At 59.2% G+C, this 19,317-nt stretch carries 18 protein-coding genes and 2 pseudogenes; 10 read left to right on the top strand and 10 right to left on the bottom strand.

Going from position 1 to position 19,317, the window contains the following annotated elements:
* Nucleotides 1-61 precede the first annotated feature (61 nt).
* Nucleotides 62-623, bottom strand: a pseudogene (locus tag YU3_RS38085) (recombinase family protein).
* Between the two features lie 461 nt (nt 624-1,084).
* On the opposite strand from YU3_RS38085, the gene YU3_RS0132855 reads away from it, so the two are divergent.
* Together YU3_RS0132855 and YU3_RS38075 are read left to right on the top strand one after the other, a co-directional pair.
* Nucleotides 1,085-1,819 carry a Crp/Fnr family transcriptional regulator gene (locus YU3_RS0132855; RefSeq protein WP_027170153.1) on the top strand — a complete coding sequence of 245 codons (735 nt, stop codon included), beginning with the start codon at nt 1,085-1,087 and terminating at the stop codon, nt 1,817-1,819.
* 20 nt (nt 1,820-1,839) lie between these two features.
* Nucleotides 1,840-2,139 (top strand): hypothetical protein, encoded by a 300-nt coding sequence (locus YU3_RS38075; protein ID WP_198021761.1) that lies wholly within the window; start codon nt 1,840-1,842, stop codon nt 2,137-2,139.
* 79 nt (nt 2,140-2,218) lie between these two features.
* Here YU3_RS38075 and YU3_RS40020 read toward each other — a convergent pair whose 3' ends face one another.
* The gene (locus YU3_RS40020; RefSeq protein WP_027170152.1) at nt 2,219-2,521 is read right to left on the bottom strand and encodes a hypothetical protein; all 303 of its coding nucleotides are present in this window, start codon (nt 2,519-2,521) and stop codon (nt 2,219-2,221) included.
* A 59-nt stretch (nt 2,522-2,580) separates the two neighbouring features.
* Here YU3_RS40020 and YU3_RS38070 point away from each other — a divergent pair, with 59 nt between their 5' ends.
* A complete protein-coding gene (locus YU3_RS38070) occupies nt 2,581-3,090 on the top strand; it encodes a GIY-YIG nuclease family protein (RefSeq protein ID WP_036260115.1) in 510 nt (169 codons plus the stop codon).
* A 280-nt stretch (nt 3,091-3,370) separates the two neighbouring features.
* On the opposite strand, the gene YU3_RS0132835 is transcribed toward YU3_RS38070, so the two are convergent.
* Nucleotides 3,371-4,588: a DUF1173 domain-containing protein gene (locus YU3_RS0132835; protein ID WP_027170151.1), complete on the bottom strand. Its 1,218-nt coding sequence runs from the start codon at nt 4,586-4,588 to the stop codon at nt 3,371-3,373.
* Nucleotides 4,589-4,892: 304 nt separating this feature from the next.
* On the opposite strand from YU3_RS0132835, the gene YU3_RS0132830 reads away from it, so the two are divergent.
* Nucleotides 4,893-6,089, top strand: a complete 1,197-nt coding sequence (locus YU3_RS0132830) for a hypothetical protein (protein WP_027170150.1) — start codon at nt 4,893-4,895, stop codon at nt 6,087-6,089.
* 231 nt (nt 6,090-6,320) lie between these two features.
* Here the strand turns inward: YU3_RS0132830 and YU3_RS0132825 are convergent, their stop codons facing one another.
* A complete protein-coding gene (locus YU3_RS0132825; RefSeq protein WP_027170149.1) occupies nt 6,321-7,616 on the bottom strand; it encodes a DUF2130 domain-containing protein in 1,296 nt (431 codons plus the stop codon).
* Nucleotides 7,617-8,084: 468 nt separating this feature from the next.
* Here YU3_RS0132825 and YU3_RS0132820 point away from each other — a divergent pair, with 468 nt between their 5' ends.
* Nucleotides 8,085-10,238 (top strand): ParB N-terminal domain-containing protein, encoded by a 2,154-nt coding sequence (locus YU3_RS0132820; RefSeq protein WP_027170148.1) that lies wholly within the window; start codon nt 8,085-8,087, stop codon nt 10,236-10,238.
* A gap of 769 nt (nt 10,239-11,007) precedes the next feature.
* On the opposite strand, the pseudogene YU3_RS41940 reads toward YU3_RS0132820, so the two are convergent.
* Nucleotides 11,008-11,372, bottom strand: a pseudogene (locus tag YU3_RS41940) (DUF2934 domain-containing protein).
* Nucleotides 11,373-11,630: 258 nt separating this feature from the next.
* On the opposite strand from YU3_RS41940, the gene YU3_RS0132805 reads away from it, so the two are divergent.
* Entirely contained in the window at nt 11,631-12,077 is a 447-nt protein-coding gene (locus YU3_RS0132805; protein ID WP_027170147.1) for a MucR family transcriptional regulator, read from the top strand.
* 373 nt (nt 12,078-12,450) lie between these two features.
* On the opposite strand, the gene YU3_RS0132800 is transcribed toward YU3_RS0132805, so the two are convergent.
* Entirely contained in the window at nt 12,451-12,795 is a 345-nt protein-coding gene (locus tag YU3_RS0132800) for a hypothetical protein (RefSeq protein ID WP_027170146.1), read from the bottom strand.
* Nucleotides 12,796-13,328: 533 nt separating this feature from the next.
* Between YU3_RS0132800 and YU3_RS0132795 the strand changes: the two genes are divergently transcribed.
* The 4 genes from YU3_RS0132795 to YU3_RS38055 all read left to right on the top strand — a co-directional run bounded on the left by YU3_RS0132795 (nt 13,329) and on the right by YU3_RS38055 (nt 16,784).
* Nucleotides 13,329-13,727 (top strand): MAPEG family protein, encoded by a 399-nt coding sequence (locus YU3_RS0132795; RefSeq protein ID WP_027170145.1) that lies wholly within the window; start codon nt 13,329-13,331, stop codon nt 13,725-13,727.
* 589 nt (nt 13,728-14,316) lie between these two features.
* Nucleotides 14,317-14,505 (top strand): hypothetical protein, encoded by a 189-nt coding sequence (locus YU3_RS41040; protein WP_156913685.1) that lies wholly within the window; start codon nt 14,317-14,319, stop codon nt 14,503-14,505.
* A gap of 393 nt (nt 14,506-14,898) precedes the next feature.
* On the top strand, nt 14,899-15,156 hold the full coding sequence (locus YU3_RS0132780) for a hypothetical protein (RefSeq protein ID WP_027170143.1): 258 nt from the start codon (nt 14,899-14,901) through the stop codon (nt 15,154-15,156).
* 1,058 nt (nt 15,157-16,214) lie between these two features.
* Nucleotides 16,215-16,784: a hypothetical protein gene (locus YU3_RS38055; protein WP_156913684.1), complete on the top strand. Its 570-nt coding sequence runs from the start codon at nt 16,215-16,217 to the stop codon at nt 16,782-16,784.
* A gap of 185 nt (nt 16,785-16,969) precedes the next feature.
* On the opposite strand, the gene YU3_RS0132765 is transcribed toward YU3_RS38055, so the two are convergent.
* The 4 genes from YU3_RS0132765 to YU3_RS0132750 all read right to left on the bottom strand — a co-directional run.
* Nucleotides 16,970-17,674 (bottom strand): Crp/Fnr family transcriptional regulator, encoded by a 705-nt coding sequence (locus tag YU3_RS0132765; protein WP_027170142.1) that lies wholly within the window; start codon nt 17,672-17,674, stop codon nt 16,970-16,972.
* A 218-nt stretch (nt 17,675-17,892) separates the two neighbouring features.
* Nucleotides 17,893-18,132 carry a hypothetical protein gene (locus YU3_RS0132760; protein ID WP_027170141.1) on the bottom strand — a complete coding sequence of 80 codons (240 nt, stop codon included), beginning with the start codon at nt 18,130-18,132 and terminating at the stop codon, nt 17,893-17,895.
* A 305-nt stretch (nt 18,133-18,437) separates the two neighbouring features.
* Nucleotides 18,438-18,869 (bottom strand): type II toxin-antitoxin system VapC family toxin, encoded by a 432-nt coding sequence (locus tag YU3_RS0132755; RefSeq protein WP_245273730.1) that lies wholly within the window; start codon nt 18,867-18,869, stop codon nt 18,438-18,440.
* Between the two features lie 118 nt (nt 18,870-18,987).
* Nucleotides 18,988-19,317 (bottom strand): hypothetical protein (locus YU3_RS0132750; protein ID WP_210163532.1); only part of this gene is annotated, 330 nt, incomplete at its 5' end.

Below are 19,317 nucleotides of genomic sequence, written 5' to 3'. Positions count from 1 at the left end.
TTGAAGCCTGAATGCTGCGTCGATGAAGTTCTGTGGGGACTGGGGGCGCTACTGGCAAACGTCATGCACCTGTGCCAGCTGCAGCATTCAATATTCGATAAACTTGCATCCTTGAGCAGCAGAGACCTTTTGCAATATCGGTGGGCTTGCAACCGTCTTTGTGCTGCTGGAGAATGTGAGAGTAATCCAGGCACTGTTTCCCACCTTTGTAGGCACCAGCGTCTTTGGCCTTATGAATGCCTTCCTTTTGCCTCTCCTTAATGAACCGGCGCCCCATCTGAGCGACTATGCCAAGCACCGTCAGCACGATATGGCCCATCTCACCGCGCGTTGAAACGTGCGGGTCGAGTACAGTGACGAAAGCACCCTTCTGCTCGCACTCATGGATCAGATTGAGCACATCGCGGGTGTCGCGGCCGAGCCGGTCGAGGCGCGTCACCACCAGCTCGTCACCGGGACGAAGGAAGTCCAAGACGGTCGCGAGTTCGGCCCGGCCATCACGGCTACCACCTGATACCTTCTCTGAACGAATGACCTCGCACCCCTGGGCCTTTAGCTTTGCGAGTTGCGTTTCTAGATCTTGATCAACGGTGCTGACCCCGGGCGTAGCCAATCCGGCTCATGTGGTGCCACCTCAAGCTTTAGGCCTGAGGCTACCTTGCCATAAATAGTCGGTGTCAAGCTCAATCGCGCGCTTGCCGTTCCTTGTGGCATGCGTGCCGAAAGGCAGCCTGAATATTCCTTGGAATCTACATCAGACACCGTGGAACCTACGTCAAATGCATGGTTGAGATGGTTTGTGGGAACCATTGCATGGCGTTTGAACCAGATCGAAGTCTTGTCCAAAAGCTTCTTGAGGAGACTGGCATCACCGAGGCGGAAGCGGTGGGGCTAATCTCCCTGCTCGGGACGAACTGGTCATCTCTCGTACGAGAGGCGAAAATCTTGAAACGAGTGAAGCCTTCGGAGCGGCCCGCCGAGGCCTAGCTGACGATTTTTTCTGTCGGCGGGCCAACTGGTTCGAATGCAATGGAACATTAGCGCCAACTGAAAGTTCGGGACGTAACTCGATAAGGTTAGTCACTTGGCCCACGTCTCGTCGTCGAATGTTTTCATCCGCAAGCTCCAGAACATCTCTGATCTGACACAATCGGACATTGCCGTTTTAGAGAGCATCCCGCTCCAGAAGAGGGAATATCGGGCTAACCAGGACCTTGTACGCGAGGGGGATCGACCCACCCATTCATTTGTCGTTCTGGACGGCATGGTGGGCTCCACCAAGCTTACAGGCGAGGGCAAACGGCAGATCACGTCTTTTTTTGTGCCGGGAGATCTTCCCGATCTCCATGGATTGCATTTGTCTGTTATGGATTGCACCTTCTCACCGCTCACATCAGCCAGATTGGGCTTCATGCGGCACGACGCTCTGCGAGCCATTTGCAATCAACATGCTTCCATATCGACGGTGTTCTGGCGCTCGACGCTCATTGACGCGGCGATCTATCGAGAGTGGGTCACAAATGTCGGAAGGCGCGACGGCTATACTCGCATGGCGCACATTTTGTGCGAACTCATCGTCCGCCTTCGCTCCGTCGGCCGAATCGAGGACCATGTGGCGGAGCTTCCGATCACGCAGTCAGCACTTGGCGACGCGCTGGGCCTATCCGCCGTGCATGTGAACCGACTTCTACAGGAACTTCGACGTGACGGTTTGATATCCACTGTGGGCTCGCGATTTCACGCTGTCGATTGGACTGGTCTCGTTCGAGCGGGAGATTTTCAAGCCACCTACCTGCACCAAATGACCGAGCAAGCGTAGTGAGGACGAAGGGTGGCTCGATGGCGAGATATTTCTTTGACAGCGGTGACCGCGACGATGTGATGAAGGACGAGATAGGAGTCGAATGCAATGGGATTGAGGACGCACGCCGTGCGGGTATTGAAGGCTTGATGGACTTGACCAGAGAATTCCTCAGAGACGTCGACGGGCAGCAATTGTTCGTCGAGATTCGAGACGAGAGTGGAGACAAGCTGGCGAAACTAACCCTATCGCTTCAGACGCAGCCGGTGATCAAGGACCTTGGCCGATGTCACTACGCTAAACCGAATCCGTCTAAGCGAAATATGGCCGGGCGATAGCGCCGTCGTTTCAACGGTCCAATTCGAGAGCGACGCCGCTCTCGTCCTTCTAGCGGAGGTTCGTTGGCCTTCAGCAGTGTTATTCGGGATTATCGTCTGGCCACTGTATGTTCGAGCCTTCCCGCCTCAACCGCGCGCCGCTGGCGTCAAGCAAAGCCGTAATCAACTCCTCATCGACTATCGTGCTGTCTGTGAGCAGGCCGAGGAGTTCGCGGGCTTCGGTCATCCACTCGGACGCCGGACGATGCCTGATCATGGATGTCAGGGTGTGGCAGAGTATGTCAAAATCAAACGCCGAAATATCTGGTCGGCCTCGCTTCATGGCGCGTCCCATTCGTTGCGGGCTTGCTGCGGAGCTTTCTAAGCGGGCCGCCTGCAACATCGTCCCCCGCCGCTATTCGTGGGGGATTTAAGGCTGGCAAAACCAAAGTGCATTAACATATGAAAGTGTCGCTCCGGAGAACGTACAAGGACCGGCCAACGCGACTGAATTTGGAGAACCATTTTCCAACGTTCACTGTAACCGAAATCCTCCGAGAAGCTTACGCTGGGCGGCCCTTCATCGGTTTTGATAAGATAGATATCTCCTTTCAGGAACTGGAAACGATCGTTTGCAATGCCCGGCAGGACTGGAGTGCCGCTCTCGCCAACATCAAGGGCATATATCTGATATCCGACCTTAACACCGGAAAGCGCTACGTCGGCTCTGCCTATGGGGAACAAGGCATTTGGGCAAGGTGGTGCGACTACGTGACCAGCGGTCACGGCGGTAACGTCCAGCTACAGGGGCTAATCACCGAGCCGACGTTGCAATACAGCCGCGAATGGTTTCGCTTCGGCCTTTTGGAAATCCGTCCGTTTTCGACGCCGGACAAAGTCATATTCGAGCGAGAAAGTTTCTGGAAAAATATGCTCCTGACGCGAGGCCAATACGGTCTGAATAAGAATTAGCCCGTGAAGTCGGCTCCCGTCGGGTTCGCGCTGTTGATGCTCAACCTTGCCCAGTGCTCGCGGGTCACAAATCATCTGCACATGTTCGGCCTAACAGCCGTGCCACTAGACCGGCGCTTGAAAGCGCGGTGTCCGTTGGCGTCCGATACTGTCCAGTCAATTCCTACCATCAATGTGGGGTGAAACGTGGGCTTGAATTGGCTGCTGCAGAAACTTTTGTTTAATTTCAGCGCCTTGTGGCAATCGATGGCGGAGAGAGCGTCCGCGAACGGTGCCTATCTCATGTGACGGCCCCACCGTCTTGTCGACCAGGCAAAGTCGGCATCTCACTATCGGCCGTCCGCCAGATCCAGGAATCAAACTCCGGTCGCGACGCGATCAGTTCGCTCAGCGTTTCCTGGTACGCACTGTCGGAGAAGGGGGGTACGACATAAAGGCCAACCGGCCGCGGCTGTGCCTGCAATATCGCCGCCGCGGTTGGCTTGTCCGCCGGCAGATTGAAGCGCAGTCCTTTCACGCTTCGCTCCCTCATTCCGGCAAGGGCGTCGACCAGCTTCTTTTCATAGGCGGAGTCGTACGGCACCCAATTCTCCGCCACGACCATAACGGCCATTTCCTCGATCACCGCCAGCCCCGCCGGAGTCAAACCGAAGGTGGCAATCGCGATTAGATGCGATGCCTCATCCGCGCCCCAGAGTGCCATCTCGGTTTCAAAACGGGTTTGAAGCCGACGATGAAGACTCTCATCCAACAAGAACACGAACCCCGGCATGTGCTTGACGATCAACTTGTGGCCGCTCCGAGCCGGGCTGAACTCCTTGACCTCGCCGACCAGGATCATCAGCTTTCTGGGGCCGCTCTTCGGGGGCAGCGCAGGTGCAAGCGCCTGCCCGCGCCTTTGCTCGATCGCGATTTTATCGGCGGACCGGAACGGCTCGGGCACGAACAGGATTTCGCTCAGTGCTCCGCCCTTGACCGTCATCTGGCCAGCGGCCTCAACGAGGTGCCAACGAATATTCCACCAATGCCGTTTGCCAGCCCATCGCGACGTCCAGACTGTCAGTTCCGCTTCGTGCCAGAGATAATGGAGCAGGCCTCGCAGGGAGAGTTTCCTGGTGTCCCCGACCACGCTGTCCGAACTTGCGGCGCCAACTGCCGGCACAGATCGCGTGCCGACCTTCGACAGGCGAAAGTCCAGCTTCAGTGCGGCCATGCCGCTCTCGGAATCGACCTGGATAGCGCTGCCCATCAACACGCCGAGGCCGGACAGTTCGTCGGGCGGCTCGTAAGAGGAACAGGAAGGATCATGGCTGCCACCCGATAGCGGCATCCGCTTGACCATGTATTGGTCGCCAACCTGCGCAATATACATCGCCGGGCAGGGCTCTTTGCACAAGCAAAGCGGTCGCAGCTTTCTACGATATGCATCCGCAAGCGCAGCCTGTAGATCGGGCGCCGCCTCCTCGATCACCTGGTCAGCAAGTCTAAAACGTCGCATTGCCTCCGTTGCTCCGGATGCCGCCGCATCCCCACGTCCATTGAGTCATGGTTTTGCCATCGAAGCAACGGGCTTGTTCGTCACGACATGATCGCTGGATCTCGCTCCGAGAGGGGGCTGCGCTTGGCTGAACATCCGGCGTGCGGCTGGTCTTCACCTTGGGCGTGTGTTTTGGCACTGCCACGCCGGCGGGCACTTCGAAAGGCGACGGTGCGGCCAGCAGAGGAAGAGGGCAGGTGGGGCTTGCGGTGGGCGGACGAAGGTCCGGGGGAGAGGCTCCCGGCGTCCGCCGCGGAGCAAACTCATGACACAGATGGAAATTCAGGCACCGACGCTGAACGCGCGTGCAGGCTACAAGGTGGATGTGGGCCGCGGCCAGCGCGTCGGCCGTGTGTCGTCTGAATGGTTCAACCGACCAGCCGACGAGCGCTACCTGTCGCTCACCGACCTCCGGAACTCGGTGGGGGCCCGATCGCAGCGCAGCCGTACGCGCATTGTCGAAAGCGAACGGATCCGCGTCGAGGCCAGCCGCGACGACGCTGAACGCCTCATGCTCATGCTGCCCGATGCCGAGGCACCGGTTGCACCCACGCATTGGAGTTTCGGTCAGCTTGCGAGCCTGGTCGGCGCACCAGCTGCTTACCTCCGCCAACTTCCGGCCCCGCTTGCCGCCATCAATCTCCAATACGGGCTGACCTCGCAGCGGACAGAGCAGGTTAAGACGCTAGAAATCCAGAACGGCCGCGTCGAGTTGCGGGCGGTGACCGGTCCCGACTATGGCCGGATTTTCGACCACGAACTGATCGAGGCGGTGCAGAAGATTGCCGGCAATGGCACCGGCGATACGCGGTGGAAAGTGCCGGGCGTACTCGACTGGCCGACGGGAATCTACAACCCCAATGTCGACATCTCGAAGAACACGACGACGCTTTATGCCTCCGACCGCGACGTCTTTGTCTTCCTGGTTGACGACCTCAATCCGATCGAGGCCGGAAAGCTACCGAACGGCGATCCGGATCTCTTCTTCCGCGGCTTCTACTGCTGGAATTCTGAAGTGGGTGCCAGGACATTGGGGATCGCGAGCTTCTATCTTCGTGCAGTTTGCCAGAACCGCAATCTCTGGGGCGTCGAAAATTTTGAGGAGATCACCATCCGGCATTCCAAGTATGCGGCTTCCCGCTTTGCCGCGGAGGCGGAGCCGGCGCTGATCCAGTTCGCCGAATCCTCGTCGATGCCGTTCGTCAACGGCATCAAGGCCGCGCGGGAGCGGATCGTCGCCCGCAACGATGAGGACCGCGAGAGCTTCCTGCGCAAGCGGGCCTTCTCGAAGGTTGAAACCACGAAGATTATCGATGTTGTGTTGGCCGAGGAAGGCAGGCCGCCGGCGTCGATCTTCGATTTTGTGCAGGGCATTACAACGGTCGCGCGTGACAAACCGCACCAGGATGTCCGCTTGGATATGGAGGGCAAGGCCAAGAAGCTCTTCGATTTGGCTGCCTGAAGCATCCCAATCCGGCCCCGCTGCGGCGATCTCCGGTTATTTCTCCGGCGTCGTCCTCGAGCACAAGGGCGGCGTCTTCGCACGTGGTGGTCAGAAAAAGGGAAGGCGGCCGTAGGCCCGTCCCCGGTGTCAACTGTTACACCAGAGAGACGACGGATGTGCTCTCCTTCGCTAGTCCTTATTCGGATTCCGGTCCGAAAAACTGTTCCGGGAACGTGCCGATCGGTTCACTTATTCGGTATCGGGTTGAGACACTTCGATTGCTGGCACATCCAGCCCCTCAATTTCCTGCATCACTTTTCCGGCGATGCCCTGCAGGTCACCGTACATGCCGACGGTCGACTCGATTACCCCTTGGATCTGCGCCTCGCGCTTGGCCCACAGACGTGTTGTGGCCTTGCGTTCCTTGGCGAGGTCCTCCTGCATATCCGAGAATTTTTCCACAATCGCCTCGACGCGATGTCGGAACCGCGGACCGGTTAGATAGCCATAGACCTGCTCCATTTTGGTGGCCTGGCCGTCCTGGGCGAGGCGCGAGTTGGCCAGCTCGATCAGGGATTGCCGGAGCAAAATGGCGATCGGGATCGCACATTTGGGGTGGGCGACATAGACTCCGTCCAAAAGATCGAAAGTTTCCACTCCGGGAGGCAACGCTTCCGAGACCATCAACGCAATATCCGCTCTCGCGGCTCGTTGATCGCCTCTGAGCTTACCCAGCCAGTGCTGGCTCCAGTTCTTCGTGCGTTTCGATTCCCACAAGATGGCGCCGCACGGCTGGCCGGCCGGTCCGACCACGCGGTGCAAGACGTCTCCGCCGAACTCGCCTTTGGCGACCGGTTCGACGATGTCCATCGGGAAACGGCTGGCAATGAGGGATTCCAGCTCGAGCTCGAGGACCTCGCCCTGCAACTGCTGGGAGCCCTGTTCGGCACGACGCTTCAGCTCCTCGATCTGACGCTGCATGCCGGCAATCTGTTCCTCTTTCTCCGCAACCTTCATTTTGAGGCCATCTTCGGCTTCGGACCTCGCCTTGATGCGAACGGCGTCCAGCCCTTCCTGGATCTTTCGTTCGATGGTGAGCGCCATCTCGCGCTTCTCATCATCGAGCGCACGTTGCTGTTTCAGGAATTCCGCTTGTTGCTGCTGAGCCTCGGCGAGTTTCTCGTCCCGCGCCTTGAGTGTCGCCTCTATCTCGGCAAGCTTCTTGTCCCGGTCTTCGAGATCGACCAAGAGCAGCAGCCTGGCCTTGCGAGCCTCCTCGGCCGCGATAGCCGCGCGCTCGAGCTTCATCTTTTCCGCCACCTGGCTGTCGATGTCCGCCTGAGCGGCATCAATTGCGGCTTGCTTGCGTTGAAGCTCTTCCTCCCGGGCCGCGATGGAGGCGTTGCTCTGCGCCAGACGCCGCTCGTAGTCCTCGCGGGTAGCGGCAATCAGGGGAGCCGCAAGCGACTCGTTCAGCTTGATGTCGGCCTTGCAGCTTGGGCAGCTGATTGTCGGTTCATTGAGAATCCTGGGCTGGACTGTCATTCGCGGTGACTCGCTGAGGAAGGAGGTGGCAGATTATATCTTAGGAACTGCTTCTGGAAAAGAACAAAGAGTGAACTTTGGCAGTTATCCCCCGCGCAAGGGCCTGCGAAACGTTCGCTGCATTTGCAGATTGCTGGAAAGCAAAGCACGCAGGCTGTGGCGAGGAACTCAGGTGTATTCGAAGCCAGCCGCCACACCTGCTGGCCACCCGTCAGCCTCGGCCGGCAGACGCTGATCCACCAGCTCATGGATTTAGCCGATAGTCAGAAGGCACTCGGCCAGGCTCGAAAGTACCGAAATCTGCAAGTCGAAGTCATAGGTCCGTTGCGCTGTCCCCAGCGCTGCTCACATGCTTGGCGGGCGTCTGTGCTGGCGCCGGCCGGCAGAGGCAAAGGGGGAGGGGAGGTTTCTGACGGGCTTGGAGGTCCGGGGAGAGGCCCCGGGCCGCCCGTCATGGAGAACCTGACCATGGCAAAGGCCATTCAGAAGATCGCTATGAACCCATCGGAAAACATTCCTTACGACAAGCTCGTACTGTCGCAGAAGAATGTTCGGAGGGTAAAGGACGGCATTTCCATCGAGCAGCTCGCCGAAGACATCGGACGGCGCATGCTGCTTCAGAGCCTGAACGTCCGTCCCGTCCTTGGCCAAGACGGGGAGGAGACCGGCACGTTCGAAGTGCCCGCCGGCGGCCGCCGCTATCTCGCGCTCGGCATGCTCATCAAGCAGACGCGGCTGGCAAAGAACGAGCCGATCCCCTGCATCGTCAATCGCAGCACGGCGATATCGGCGGAAGAGGACTCTCTGGCCGAGAACTTCCACCGCGAGGATCTTCATCCCCTCGACCAGTTCCGGGCCTTCAAAATACTGAGCGACCAGGGACTTGATCACGAAGAAATCGCCGCGCGCTTCTTCGTGTCGGCGGCGACCGTCAAGCAGCGCCTGAGGCTCGCCTCGGTTTCGCCAAAACTTCTCAAACTCTACGAACATGACGAAATCCGGCTCGAGCAGATCATGGCGTTCTCGATTTCGGACGACCATGCCCGCCAGGAGCAGGTCTGGGAGCGCATCAATAGCAACCAGCATATGCAGGAGCCCTATTACATTAGGCGCCTCCTGACGGAGACGACGGTGCGCGCCGACGATCGCCGGGCGGTCTATGTCGGCGCCGAGGCCTATGAGGCCGCCGGCGGCGTCATCCTGCGCGACCTGTTTGAGCAGGATTCCGGTGGCTGGTTCCAGGATGCAGCTCTCCTCGAGCAGCTGGTCTTCGACAGACTGAAGGTAGATGCCGAGGCCGTTCGCGCCGACGGCTGGAAGTGGGTCGAGGCGGCGATCAGCTTCCCATACGGCCACACCTCCGGCATGCGGCGCGTTTATGCCGAGCCGACGGAGTTGAGCACCGAAGAGATCGCCCGCTATGACGCGGTGAAGGCCGAGCACGATGCGCTCGATGCCGAATATGCCGAGAAGGAGGACGCCGACCAGGAGATCGAGGACAGGCTCGACCAGCTCGGCGCCGAACTCGACGCATTCCGCGATCGGCCCCAGGTCTATGACCCGGCGCAGAAGGCTATCGCCGGGGCATTTGTGGCGCTCGGCGCCAACGGCCAACTGCAGATCGAAGCCGGCTTTGTCCGCCCCGAGGACGAACCACGGGTCGAGACGGGCGATGACGATGAAGAAGCCGAGGGCGGGGATCGCGACCCGTCGCAGTCCGGCGATGACAGCGCCAATCACATCGTCGTCAATGGCCGGTCCGTGAACGGCGCATCCGACGCGGCCGAAGAGCCCGAGGATGAAGGGATCAAGCCGCTGCCCGATCGCCTCGTCTTCGATCTCACCGCACAGAAGACGCTTGCGCTGCGCAATGCGTTGGCAAGCGACCCCGACATCGCCTTCGTCACGGTTCTCCATGCGCTCGTGCTGCAGGTGTTCTATCGGTTCGCCAAGGACAGCTGCCTCGAGATCAACATGGTGAGCAACAGCCTTGGGCAGGTGCAGGGTCTGGCCGACACACCCTGGGCGAAAGAGATCGCCGATCGCCACGAGGCCTGGGACAGGGATATGCCCGGCAGCAACAATCTCTGGGACTTCCTGCTTGGTCTCGACGAAGCGAGCCGGAAGGCGCTGTTCGCGCACTGCGCGTCGGTCTCGCTCAACGCCGTCGTCGAGCCCTGGAACAGGCGGTCAGGCGCCCTTGCCCATGCCGATGCACTCGCTGCCACGCTGGGCTTCGACATGGTGGAGGCTGGCTGGTCGCCCACGGTGGACAACTATCTCGGCCGCGTCACCAAGGCCCGCATCGTTCAAGCCGTGCGCGAGGGACGCGGCGAGGATTCCGCACAGCTGATCGACCACATGAAGAAGGACTTGATGGCACGCGAGGCTGCTCGACTTCTCGAAGGGTCGAACTGGCTGCCCGAGCCGCTGCGCCTCGATGGCAACGACGCGGGTGCTGAAGCCGCCGACGCCGGCGCCGGCGAAACGACGAATGAGGCGTTACTCGGCGGCGACGCCGCCGAGCTGCCCGCCTTCCTCGCCGACGAGACCGGCACGTCCTTCGATGAACCGGTGACCGAGGCCGACGAGGAACCCGACCGCCTCCAGGCCGCCGAGTAATCGGCCTCCCGCTCCCCACCGGGCCCGGCATCTCCGTCGGGCCCTCTTTTTTTCCGACATGGAGAAAACGCATGTCTCCGCACAGATCGTCTACGATTTCGGTCCGTTGGGGAGCATCATCCGCTATTCGAACGGCACAGCGAGGCCGCCGGCCCGATTCAGAAAGAAGCTGTCCGTGTGCGAGAGCCGCAACGGCACCGGCCGACTGGTCAAGAAGGAGCCGACGCGCACGCGCGCGACCTATAGCTCGCCAGCCCGTTTCACCTGCATGAAGGCGATTTCGTCCCGGGGGCATCATCGTCGTCTCGGTCCGGCGCACGTGGTCCGTCGAAAGCGACCTGCGTTTCGAGGTTGTCGAGCGTCCGTCGATCGGCATGGTCCGCGTGCTGCAGGACATCGGCGAAGCCCGGAACTCCTGCATCTCGCCAGGGGTCGCCAGGCCGCCGAACGCTGGATCGCCAACAATCCGTACAGCCGGGCCTATCTCGAGGAGGTCTCCGCCGATGAGGGCCCGTGAGATGCCTTACCTGGAGAGACCCTGACGAATATGTGTGTTGCTGCCGATGCCACCTGGCGCTTTGACTCGCGATGGTCACCGCAGCGAGCTTCGGTTAGTGCGGAAATTCTCTTCCGGACCGGTGGAGGAAGGCACGGTGAGCTATACGGCATGGGGCGCCAAGGCGAATGTGAAGTGCAGGATCTGATCATCTCGGCGAGGATCCCACTCAAGCCAACAGTGGAAATGATAAACCCCGCTTCAGCGACGTTCCTACTTACTGAAGTTCCATTGTCCTCCGGCGAAGCTCCGGGCGGCGTCTTCGAGCGCCGCGCGGTCATTGCCGAGCCTGTCGATCAGGTCTTGAGCTTGTTTGGGCGTTATCCCGGTGCGCATAGCCACCGTCAAACGTCAGAGCTAGCGGTTTCGCTGCGCCGCGGCTTCTTTGCCTTGCCGGATAACACTGTCGCTCCAACAGCACTTGGGTCGGTGGCCGCCTGGCCCTGCAAAGAGTCTTCGCCGTCAATTTCGGCTTCAGCTTGATGCCAATGCCTTTCTGGATCGCCATGCAGGCCGCCTTCGCGTTCCCAAATCTCATAAGCTCGCTGTTGAATTCTCTGGTGCCGATCGCCGCTCATGGACATGCTCCGTGCATTCCCTCTAAACGCGGAGAAGAGCGGATTGATCCGGATGGTGGCAACGGAGATTCAAAGAAACGGCCAAAGCCTGCTTCGGCGCGGTTTATCGGTCGCAAGGGGCGGAGCCGTTTGATACTCATCCCACCTTAGCCGGTTGCGACAACAAAAATTTAGCCTCGCGGGGTAATAGCCTAGGAGGCTTCTTGCGCCATCTGCGTTTCCCAAAAACCAAAGCGGTAGTGCAAAGGAGTGTCAAAATTGACCGAACCGACAGAATTGAACAATCAGCTAATCAGCCTAACGGCAGACGTGGTTTCCGCCTACGTGAGCAACAATCCCGTTCCAGCGGCCGGCCTTTCGGACTTGATCGGGTCTATCCATTCTTCACTGTCCGGTCTTGGCAAAACGGCTACGGCCGATCAGCCGCAGCAAGAGCCCGCAGTAAATCCAAAGCGGTCGGTGTTCCCCGATTACATCGTCTCTCTCGAGGACGGAAAGACGTTCAAATCGCTGAAGCGCCATCTTCGCGCCCAGTACGGCATGACGCCGGAAGAATACCGCGAAAAGTGGGGCTTGGCGCGCGATTACCCCATGGTCGCCCCGAACTATGCTGCTCAGCGGTCTGCACTCGCCAAGTCGAGCGGGCTGGGTCGCAAGGCTGCGAAGCCGACCAAGAAGGCACCGGCCAAACGCGGAGCAAAATGAAAGCGCTCTGCGCTGCATGCCTTCAAGTGGTCGGCGGCGTTTTTCTAGTCGTCGCCTTGCGGGTCACGTATGAGTACCCGGACATCAATCCGTTTAGGCCCGGCGCCATCTTCGCACCCGGGATGCATCGCAGCTGTTCAATTGGATCCTTGTCTGCTTGTTTGGCACCACGGGAGTTGGAAGCGTACAAGCTGGATTTTGTACGAAACCGACATTCTGACGGCCAGAGGTCTTGCCCGTCGCCGACTGGCTATAGAAAAATACGACGGCGACCGGACTGAAATTTACGGCGGTCTGGCGCGCAACGCCGCTCGCCGAGTTTAACCGAGCCGTGCCCGCGCGGCGCGAATTCCTTGGTCCAATGTCCGACTTTTCAGTACGGGCAAACCCGAACGCGTTCTTGCACCCGATGGTGATGGCGCCAGTGCCTCACCCACTGCACGTGGCAACGGCCATAGTGACGCTGCCGGTAGTGGTAGCGATGCGGGTAGCGGGCCGCGTAGCCGGGATAATAATCGCGATAGCGGGGGCCGTAATAGCGCCCGCCATAGTCGTAAAACGGGCCGCCGCCGTAGAAGGGGCCACCGCCAAACGGGGCGATGCCGCCGAACGGACCGAAAAAGCCCATGCCGGGGCCGAAGAACTGTGCATCCGCAGGCACGACCGTGGCTGCGGCGGAGGCGACGGCAATCACCGAAGCAAGTAGCAGATTTCTCATAGCAACCTCCCTGAGGGCCGATCACCCGTTAAACCTCCGCAGGAGCCGTATGTTCCCAATCGCTAATATTCTCTGCGCGCCGTCTGCAATCGACCTTCGTCAGGAGAATTACATTCGCAGTGAGCGGGGCCATCAGGTGGATACCTTTGCCGCCGGTGACGTTCGGCCAGCTTTCTAAGCCAGCCGCGGTGTGAGTAGCCGCGACGTGTGGGTGCTCGCGTCCCCCAACTCTGTACGAAAAGCTGAGTTCGGTAGCCGTCATATTTGATCTCGTGAAGCCAATCTCCTCCTTCGGGAGCTTTCTCGACCAGTGTGGGCGATTGAAATTCGACCAATGAAAGCTGGTCTGCGGCACTGATCATTACACTCGCGGCTCCAGGAGCCGCGACTCAAGCCGTAGCGCCCCCTGTGGGTACCGAGCATTTTAGAAGGTTTGCGTCCTGACCTCGTTTGTCAGGAATGTCGGAGATGCAGCTTGCCACTGGGGATGACCTTTGCTTGCCTACCTGTTTCGCGATGAGAGGAGGGCAGACATGGAACGGTATTTCTCGGTGGCTATTGTGACGCTGCTTTGCAGCCTGATGATCTTTGGCATGGCACTGACAGTCGCCAGAACCCACAAGAGGACGGGCGTTCTCGCCCCGACCATGACTGGCGATCCGCTGCTTGAACGTACAATCCGCGCCCATTCAAACTCGGTCGAATGGCTGCCCATCTTTCTGCCGTCGATGTGGCTTTTCGCGATCTACTGGAGCGCTCCATGGGCAGCTGCACTGGGACTGCTTTGGATAATCGGAAGGATCGTCTACTTCATCGGCTATCTGTCCGCACCGTTGAAGCGGTATCCCGGCTTCTTCATTCAATCTTTCGCTGCGTTCGCCCTGCTCTTCGGCGCCCTCGGCAGGATCATATTCTTGATGATGCAGGGATAGGTGAGGCGCTCAAGCCTTGCGGCGTCAGCCTCTGCTATCGGACCGGATAACACATGTCAGGCAGCTGACCACAGAACAGTGACTGTGCCGAATTTCGACCCCTACCCGGCGCTCCGCATGTGCTGCGCCGTGCGTATTTAGAGAGCACTTCGAGTAACCTTTCGCTTCAGCTCGACAGTGTTCAGAAGGGTAACAAGATGGCGGGCCTATTGCTCGTCAAGATGCTCAGCCGGAGCGCCCCACGCGTCTGCGGGCTGCCCAGTGAACACGTGTCGGTTTGAACGACGGGGTGGTCGCCGTTGAAGTCCACAAAGATGGCGGGACGGTCGTCTCTAGCCATGCAGGTGCCAAGTCGTGCCAACCATAGCTAAAGGCCAGAAACGACCCGCCGCCGTGGTCGGCAACGCCATCCGCATGATGCGCATTGGGCGAGCAAATCCCTCGGCAAATTTGGTATGAATCCGTACTGTCTTTTTTTATTGAGGGTTCGATTTCAGCGATCATATAATCCTGCCGTCACCGGCTGATCATGGGCGCGCCGGTGCTTGAGAGCAACGCCAAGCTCCCGCCTTGATGGGAGGTTGGCATTATGACCCAGCCACGTAATTCTGTGTCGGCATTCGACTGCGATATGCTGCGCAATGCCTTCATCAAATCCGTCATCCAAGGGAAAGTCCCCGAAGACAAATGGCGCGCCCTTGCCGCCGATTTGATCAGCGACTTCACCGATAACGATGACATCGATCCAGAATTGCTGGAATGGATTATGCGAAATTAAGCGCCCGGCTCAGATTTCAAACTGATGCACTACCGGCAAATGGTAGTTTTTCAACAGAGAGCGGTATGTTGTATCCTGGTCGATTTTTGGAGCCGAGCGATGTCGTGTTGCTTGCCCACGTTTGTCAAGCCGTTTGTAAAGAGCGCGGCGTACTCCCTGCTTCCCACGACGGAGAGCGCATAGCTGCGCACGTCCTCAGGCTGTTTATGAACGGCTTGACTGGGGAGAATGAATTGCTCGAGGCTGAGAGGAACTGGGCTCGACGGCCTAACCGGTCGTTCCACCAGATCCATGCCAACGACGCGGGCACGAGAGAAGCCGGGTACTCGAAGCTACCCCTCACCAGTTGGTCATGAAACGGCTCGCCCAAACGTATGCTAACGGAGGCAGGGGTTGAACATTTTTGACGATATCGAGGCGCTGCTCAGCGCGGACGACGCAACATCAGCTCTAGCAATAGTACGGACTTCGCGTCAGGCCGACCAAGAGAGCGAGACGTTCTCGAGCTTGATGAATGACTTCTTGCTTGACCTCATGACCATGTCGTTTGTCGCCGAGGCATTTGGCGGCCGTGTTCTGGATTCATCGCGGACGCTGGCCAGGAAACGGCTGTCAAAGATCAAGTTATTGTCGCTCATGCGTTCCGCGTAGACCAACCACATGGCGCAAGTTTCGGTTGCGACCGGCATTGGCCCATTGTCTTCAGTCCTGCATCGCTTCGAACATAAGATCGAAGATGCTGTCGACTCCCTTCTCAATTTCCCTCTACGCCGAGGCGTTCGTGGCTCGCGGTCGTCATCATCTTATTGGCAAGTCACTGATAGCCGCCGGATCATCGGTTATCTCGCGCTCGGCAGATGCTGTGGCCCCACTGGTGAAAAAAGTTCATGCCGCGAACGCTCATCAGAGGCTTAAGCACGGCGGGGCATTTTTGCGTTCCGCTGACGAACAGAGATCGTGGCGATATTTCTGAGCGCGGTAGCGAAACGGAATTTCGTAGAGAGTAATCACTGATCGGGGGGCTTGACGGTCAAATGCTTATGGCTTGCGAATAGACGCAGCTTTTCGGGATAGCCAAGCCGAAGCGCGGCGTGGCAGATCGGACAACTGAATGTAGCTATGGTCTTGAACCAAGAGCCTTTGCGGGTAATTGGATGCGTGCACCTCGGGCATTCGAACGTGAGGTACTGATCGTTCAAATCCACAGGTATCGGCATTGAAACTCCGTCAATTGATGGATGCCCGCCGCCTTGGGAGCTAGCGGGCATCCATGAACTGGCGATCAAAGGATTATGGTTCGCCAGCGATCTCTAATATTCGAGGCCGCTGTAGGTTTCATGCCATGGACCAATGCGCGCGGGCATCGGACGACGGTCTTAGTTTGCGATGAGCTATCCATGTCGCCGCCGCTCGGCCGAAGCGCTGGATGCGTTCCTTGCGGCCTCTTGGCCGTACTGTGTGCGTTCGTGAGTTGGGGCGGCTATTACCGGCTCGTTGGGGATTGCCATTGTCGGCTGAGATACGAGATCATGCTCCCGTAACGCTATGACGCGGTGGCGGTGAACCCGCTGAACGGGACTGGTCGAACGGCAAATTTCGTCTGCATTATTGGCTCCGCCTAGCGAAAAAAGATATGGAACAGCAGGAGCAACTGGCCGCCAAGGTCATCGGCGATTTCGATGCCCTTGTGTTCGGTGGGGAGGACTATCGTGGATAACAACATTGGGTCTGATCGACGACCAACGCTCCGCCTTTCGGCTTCGTTGCTCCTTGTGGGTCAAATTCTGTATGTCATCGTTACGCTGTTTCACGCTGGCGGTGATGCCAACAATCATCCCGCAATCTTCGAGGGCTATGCCGCCAGTGGCGCGTGGACTTTCGTCCATTTAATGCAGTTCGCTTGCACCGCCATTATGCTGTCGGGTGTCTTCGCCCTATTCTTCGGCCTTAATGTTCAGGGTGAAATCGCCAAGTGGGCGGCGCGATTTGGCGCGGCCCTTACCGTGGTGAGCTTTGCGCTCTACGGAATCGTGCTGGCGGTAGATGGAGTCGCGCTCAAACAGGCCGTAGACGCTTGGGCTAAGGCCCCTGACGCCGAAAAGGCGGCGCGCTTTGCAGTCGTTGAAGCCATACGTTGGGTGGAGTGGGGGACAAGAAGCTACGAGGCCTTTACACTAGGCCTCGCTTTGGTCCTCTTTGCTGTCACAGAAACCGATAGCTTACCTGATGGCGCTCTCCGGTTTCGCTTATTGGCTGCAGGGCTGGACCGCCGGAGTTGAAGGCTTCTCGCCAGCGCACGTAGTCGGCATCGAGGCGGCGGAGGTTATAAATGTGATCTGGGCCGCGTGGCTGCTCGTCTTCGCATTACGAAAGTGAACTGATCGCAGCCTGCGCGAGGTAGGGTGTCGCACGCTATTCGTTCCGGCTGCTGCCACTGAGTTGGCGGCAGATGGTGGGCTGTTGGTCAGCCGAGCAGACGAGTGTATTCGGCCTCTGCTTGCCCGTAGAAGCCGTCAGCAAGGCCGAGAAGCCCTGCCCGGTCGCGAACTGTGACATGTCCTCTCTGCGACCGTATCACGCCGCGTCCTTCGAGAATTTGCAGGGCGATGGTGACGCCGGGGCGCCTGACGCCGAGCATGACGGCCAGGAAATCATGCGTCACCGTGATGTCGCTCCCGACAGTCCGGTCGTCGCACATCAGCAGCCATCTGGCGAGCCGGTCCTCAAGCTTGCCCCGGGCATTGCTCAAGGCCGTCGATCTGGTCTGGATGTGAAGGTAATGGACATAAAGCAGCAGGAAAGCGCGTAGCGTCGGACTTTCCTGGAGGGCGCCCTTGAATGCTTCGGCATCCATGCACACCGCCTCGCCCATCATCTGCATGTAGCAATCGTTGGACGCCCAGTCGACTCCCATCACCAGCGCCGAGCCCGACATGCCTTCGCGGCCGATTATGCCGACCTCGGTGTCCAGCCCCGGCCGATTCCTTGCCACCACGGAGGCGATGCCGGATTCGAAGAAGCAAACCGTCTTGATCGGCACGCCTGCCGATTCGAGCGGGGCCTTCAGATCCAAGAAACGATCATGCAGATGCGGTGAGAGCAGCTCGAAGTCCGCAGAGTTCATACCCCTGAGAAGGGCGCCATGATATTTGCCGATGCTCTGATCCATCTCGAACTCCCATGGGGCGGGAGCACGATGGCCACTCTCAAGCGCTGGCGCCCATTCGTTCGGCCAGCGACGAAACGACATTAAGCTTTAATCGGGGCATAGCGAGTCAAATCGAAGAGCTCCACAGTGTGAGGATACCCCGGCGGCCTAACGCGGGTAGTGGGTCTTTGAATTTCGGGCTGACAATCAAAGCCCCACCATAGCCTAGCGCCGACCCCTCAGCGCCGGGGCTTTTTGGTCTCAGGCGGCACCACGCATTCAATCCTGATCTTCACAAGCTCTCTGCCGTTGATGTCGCGGATCGTGCACACAGCATCGTCGGCCTTTGCGCCGACTATCAATCTGCGGACGATCTCGACGGCTCGTTCCTTGGCCTCAGTCAGACCCGGTACGTTGGTCCCCTGTGCATCGTGGTAGACATCTCCGCTATGGGAGAGATCGAAGAAAAATTTTGGCATGATGGCTCATGATCCAGAAAGCTTCACCAACGTCTAAGTTAGGTTCGGGATCGCCTTCGGCGAGGTCGTAAGCTTTCTCCTCGCCTTCCTCGACTTCACCAGCCCGATCAGCAGCGGCTCATCGGGCGAGCAGCAGGGGCAACCCGGGCCGCTGTCGCGGGCCGAAAATGGCTGTCGCTTAAAAACCCCAGCGCAGGCCGCCAGCGCACGCCGAAAAAAACGCCCGTCGAATCGGCGCAGCCAAAAACCGTTACCGACCGGGGTTCTTGACCTTGAAGGTCAGCTTCGTCGGCAAGCAGCGGCCGTCAAAGATGGACAAACTGACCGCCAGGCGCGAGCTGCTGGATGAGATCGAAGTCAATGGTGTTGGCCGTGAGCAGAGGCAGGCCGGCCTGCGCGGCGGTGAGATAGATCAGCGCATCATTGAGGCATTCCTTGCGTTGATGTTTCTGGAAATTCTGGGTTCGCGACAACGTACCGGCAATGACGCCGGCATCGATCCAGATCTGATGGTCGGGGGTGAGCACGCGGCTGTCCGGGATACTGCCGAAGAGGGTGACGTAATGATCCCGGACCGGATGCCAGTCCGGCCTTGCCGGATCGTAATTGGCGACACCAGTGGCGAGTTCGCCCAGACACACCGAGCAATGAAACAGCAGCGAGCGGTCGAGCAACCGCCGCGCCATATCCGTCAGGGTTCCGGCCGCGGCCATGATATAGATATTGCTGTCCGGCACCAAAGTCGGCCGCCCGGTTGAGCCTATATCCGCAACGCCGACAAGTTCGTCTTGCGCTCTCGGTATCAGCTGGGCGCGGCGTCGTTCTGGCTTGTAGCGCCGCAGCGCGGCGCGCAGGTCAGAACTCAAGCGCGTGGCCCGGCCCGAGCTTGCCGTAGGTGCGCTTGAGGAAGGATGCCACCGGATCAGGCTGGGCCAGTGTGGCCAGCGCGAGGATACCGAGAGCGGTCGGGGAATCGATCCCGCTTTCTCGCTTGGCGGCTTCGACCAAAGCTTTCGGCGCACGGAAGGAGAGATGTTCCGTCTTGTCGCCATCCAGCAGACCGGCGCGGCGCGCGTCCTCAATCGCCACGGCCGCCGTCGATCGGCTCGCGGATTGCCTGGTTGCAGAGACTTTGCTTTCCCCCCGCTTCAGTACGCGCGCAGTCGCCATGTTCAACTCCATCTG

It is taken from the genome of Mesorhizobium sp. WSM3224 (assembly GCF_000427725.1).
In the GTDB taxonomy this organism is placed as follows: Bacteria; Pseudomonadota; Alphaproteobacteria; order Rhizobiales; family Rhizobiaceae; genus Mesorhizobium.
Note: the sequence above shows the minus strand (reverse complement) of the source record. Positions and strands in the feature narration are given on the sequence as shown.

Excerpts from the sequence above, each read along its gene's own strand:
- YU3_RS38075 (WP_198021761.1), top strand. The coding sequence starts at position 1,840 with ATGGCGAGATATTTCTTTGACAGCGGTGACCGCGACGATGTGATGAAG.
- YU3_RS40020 (WP_027170152.1), bottom strand. The coding sequence starts at position 2,521 with ATGTTGCAGGCGGCCCGCTTAGAAAGCTCCGCAGCAAGCCCGCAACGA.
- YU3_RS38070 (WP_036260115.1), top strand. The coding sequence starts at position 2,581 with ATGAAAGTGTCGCTCCGGAGAACGTACAAGGACCGGCCAACGCGACTG.
- YU3_RS0132835 (WP_027170151.1), bottom strand. The coding sequence starts at position 4,588 with ATGCGACGTTTTAGACTTGCTGACCAGGTGATCGAGGAGGCGGCGCCC.
- YU3_RS0132830 (WP_027170150.1), top strand. The coding sequence starts at position 4,893 with ATGACACAGATGGAAATTCAGGCACCGACGCTGAACGCGCGTGCAGGC.
- YU3_RS0132825 (WP_027170149.1), bottom strand. The coding sequence starts at position 7,616 with ATGACAGTCCAGCCCAGGATTCTCAATGAACCGACAATCAGCTGCCCA.
- YU3_RS0132820 (WP_027170148.1), top strand. The coding sequence starts at position 8,085 with ATGGCAAAGGCCATTCAGAAGATCGCTATGAACCCATCGGAAAACATT.
- YU3_RS0132800 (WP_027170146.1), bottom strand. The coding sequence starts at position 12,795 with ATGAGAAATCTGCTACTTGCTTCGGTGATTGCCGTCGCCTCCGCCGCA.
- YU3_RS0132795 (WP_027170145.1), top strand. The coding sequence starts at position 13,329 with ATGGAACGGTATTTCTCGGTGGCTATTGTGACGCTGCTTTGCAGCCTG.
- YU3_RS41040 (WP_156913685.1), top strand. The coding sequence starts at position 14,317 with ATGACCCAGCCACGTAATTCTGTGTCGGCATTCGACTGCGATATGCTG.
- YU3_RS0132765 (WP_027170142.1), bottom strand. The coding sequence starts at position 17,674 with ATGGATCAGAGCATCGGCAAATATCATGGCGCCCTTCTCAGGGGTATG.
- YU3_RS0132760 (WP_027170141.1), bottom strand. The coding sequence starts at position 18,132 with ATGCCAAAATTTTTCTTCGATCTCTCCCATAGCGGAGATGTCTACCAC.